This is a genomic window from Methylobacterium sp. WL8, assembly GCF_008040045.1.
In the GTDB taxonomy this organism is placed as follows: domain Bacteria; phylum Pseudomonadota; class Alphaproteobacteria; order Rhizobiales; family Beijerinckiaceae; genus Methylobacterium; species Methylobacterium cerastii.
This window is the reverse complement of the sequence record NZ_VRVF01000165.1, coordinates 1-2,496: the sequence shown is the minus strand read 5'-3', so window position 1 is coordinate 2,496 and position 2,496 is coordinate 1. Positions and strand designations below refer to the sequence as shown.

At 63.2% G+C, this 2,496-nt stretch carries 2 protein-coding genes; both read right to left on the bottom strand.

The window, feature by feature from the left end:
- Positions 1 to 88: 88 nt before the first annotated feature.
- Positions 89 to 868 (bottom strand): IS21-like element ISMex27 family helper ATPase IstB, encoded by a 780-nt coding sequence (istB, locus tag FV234_RS25640; RefSeq protein WP_063988215.1) that lies wholly within the window; start codon positions 866 to 868, stop codon positions 89 to 91.
- Positions 858 to 2,384 carry an IS21 family transposase gene (istA, locus tag FV234_RS25635; RefSeq protein WP_147754757.1) on the bottom strand — a complete coding sequence of 509 codons (1,527 nt, stop codon included), beginning with the start codon at positions 2,382 to 2,384 and terminating at the stop codon, positions 858 to 860. The genes istB and istA overlap by 11 nt, the downstream gene beginning before the upstream one ends.
- Between the last annotated feature and the right edge of the window lie 112 nt (positions 2,385 to 2,496).

The following is a 2,496-nucleotide window of genomic DNA, read 5'->3' as shown; positions in this document are numbered from 1 at the left end:
TGTTGATTTCCGCTGAGAGTTGACCCGGCGTTTTCGTTGAGAAGTGACCCAGGTTCAGGGGTTGATGTTTATCATTGGGTGGGTCTGGTCAACTCACGGTGCGGCTCCTTTTCGGCTTTCCGGCTGCGGCACTTGCCCTGAAGCGGAAGCTGTCGTTTCCGGTCTCTAGGATGTGGCAGTGGTGGGTGAGGCGATCGAGCAGCGCGGTAGTCATCTTGGCATCGCCGAAGATCCCGGCCCATTCGCTGAAGCTGAGGTTGGTGGTGATCACGACGCTGGTGCGCTCGTAGAGCTTGGACAGCAGGTGGAACAGCAGGGCCCCTCCTGAGGCGCTGAAGGGAAGATAGCCCAGTTCGTCTAAGATGATGAGGTCTTGACGCAGCAGCCGTTCGGCCAACTGGCCCGCTTTGTTTTGGGCTTTCTCTTGTTCGAGGGCATTGACCAGGTCGACGGTCGCGAAGAAGCGGACCTTCTTGCGATGATGCTCGACGGCCTGCACGCCCAGGGCGGTCGCGATATGCGTCTTGCCGGTGCCCGGGCCACCGATCAGGACGACGTTGTGTGCGCCGTCGATGAAGTCGCCTCCGTGCAGAGTGCGAACCATGGCCTCGTTGACCTCGCTGGCAGCGAAGTCGAACCCGGTCAGATCCTTGTAGGCCGGAAAGCGGGCGGCCTTGATCTGGTAGGCGACGGATCGAACCTCCCGCTCGGCCATCTCGGCCTTGAGCAGCTGGGACAGGAGCGGGACGGCTACCTCGAAGGCGGGTGCGCCTTGCTCCATGAGATCAACGACGGCCTGAGACATGCCGTACATCTTGAGCCCGCGCAGCATGACGATGATGGCGGCGCTGGCGGGATCATGACGCATGGCGCACCGCCTTCCTGCGGAGCGCGTCGTAGCGCTCGACATCGGCCTTCGGCTCCTGGCGCAAGACGAGCGCCTGTGGGGCATCGATCGTGGCCACGCTCGATGGCTTACCGTCGAGCAACCGGTGCAGGATATTGAGGACGTGGATCTTGGTGGGAACGCCGCCGTCGAGCGCCAGTTCGACCGCGCAGAGAACGGCCTGCTCGTCATGATGCAGCACGAGTGCCAGAATCTCCACCATCTCCCGATCGCCGCCAGGATGCTTGAGGAGGTGACCTTGCAGCCGCCGGAACGCGTCCGGCATCTCGGCGAAGGGAGCCCCGTTGCGCAGGGCGCCTGGCTTGCGCTGGATGACGGCCAGGTAGTGGCGCCAGTCGTAGACCGTGCGCCCGGCCATGGTATGCGAGCGCGCGATGACCCGGGGATGCTCGCACAGGATCCGGCCTTCCGCGGCCACAACGATGCGCTGCGGGTAGATCCGCAGGCTCACGGGACGGTTGGCAAGAGAGGCCGGAACCGAATAGCGGTTGCGCTCGAAGTGCACGAGGCAGGTCGGCGAGACCCGCTTGGTGTGCTCGACGAAGCCGTCGAAGGGACGGCCAAGCGGCATCAGGCTCGGCACCTCATTGGTCCACGCATCCGCAAGCGTGCCGGGAAGCTCCCCATGCGGGATCTCCTTCCAAGCCGCAATGCAGCGCGTCTCGAGCCAGGCGTTCAGCCCGTCGAGATCGGCGAAGCTGGGTAACGGTTGCCATAGCCGACGACGCGCATCCTGGACGTTCTTCTCGACCTGACCCTTCTCCCAGCCCGATGCGGGATTGCAGAAAGTTGTGTCGAACAGATAGTGGCTTGCCATAGCGGCGAAGCGCCCATTCACCTGCCGAGCCTTGCCAGACCCCACCCGATCCACGGCGGTCTTCATGTTGTCGTAGATGCCACGTCCCGGGATGCCGCCCAGCACGCGGAAGGCATGGAAGTGCGCGTCGAACAACATCTCGTGGGTCTGAAGCGGGTACGCCCGCACGACGAAGACCCGACTATGCGACAGCTTGGTGTGAGCGACCTGGAGCTTGACGCGCTCGCCCCCGAGAACCGCCCAGTCCTCACTCCAGTCGAATTGGAACGCCTCCCCTGGGGCGAAGACCAGAGGAACGAACGTTCCCCGTCCCGTGGTCTGCTGCTGGATCTGCCGGTCTTCTTTCCAACTGCGGATGAAAGCTGCGACCCGACCGTAGGAGCCGTCATATCCCAGAAGAACTAGATCGGTGTGCATCTGCCGCGCCGTGCGCCGCTGCTTGCGTGACCTACTCGCCTCCGTCTGCAGCCAGCCCGACAGCTTCGCGGCGAACGGGTCCAACTTGCTGGGCCGCTCCGGCACTCGGTAGAGCGGCTCCTTCTCATCCGACCGCAGGTACTTGCGGATCGTGTTGCGCGACAATCCTGTACGTCGCGAAATCTCCCGGATCGGCATCCCTTCTCGGAACGCCCAGCGCCGAATGACACTCAATAACGCCATGTCGATCACTCCATGACCCCCCGACCAAAAAGCCAGGGGTGGGTTCAGACACGGGTCACTTCTCGATGGAAACTTCCGGCTCCGCCGGGTCAACTCTCAGCGGAAATCAACA

Excerpts from the sequence above, each read along its gene's own strand:
- istB (WP_063988215.1), bottom strand. The coding sequence starts at position 868 with ATGCGTCATGATCCCGCCAGCGCCGCCATCATCGTCATGCTGCGCGGG.
- istA (WP_147754757.1), bottom strand. The coding sequence starts at position 2,384 with ATGGCGTTATTGAGTGTCATTCGGCGCTGGGCGTTCCGAGAAGGGATG.